This is a genomic window from Robertmurraya sp. DFI.2.37 (assembly GCF_029211245.1).
GTDB lineage: Bacteria > Bacillota > Bacilli > Bacillales > Cytobacillaceae > Robertmurraya > Robertmurraya methanolica_A.
Genome location: NZ_JARGEJ010000440.1, coordinates 1 through 338, shown reverse-complemented (window position 1 = coordinate 338; position 338 = coordinate 1). Strand labels below are relative to the sequence as shown.

The window sequence follows — 338 nt, the reverse complement described above, 5'->3', positions numbered from 1 at the left end:
ATTTATTAGTATGAATATCGGCAGTGATTTTTCCATTTTCTCAGAGAATTCAGATCCATACTTCATCATTAATATGTCAGGAGAAATCGTTTAGACAAAAAATGCTTGCCAAACCTTATTAGGATATTCAAAAAAAGAAATGATGCAATTGGAATTGAAAGATATCTGTTCCTATACGGAATTAAATCGAACACAAACGTATTTCTTAAGAGATGATCGAGAAAAATTAACCAGCTTTTACTTACAAATCATGAAGCGGTATAAAGAGTTTATCGATATTGATGTTACCTGTTTTCCTATTTTTCAAAATAAAATCGTCATTGGAACATATGTGGTTT

At 29.9% G+C, this 338-nt stretch carries 1 protein-coding gene; it reads left to right on the top strand.

All coding sequences use genetic code 11. The features are described 5' to 3' along the window. Positions 1–154: 154 nt before the first annotated feature. Positions 155–338, top strand: a 184-nt coding sequence (locus PZE06_RS27215) for a hypothetical protein (protein WP_275792273.1), incomplete at its 3' end; no start/stop codon positions are given.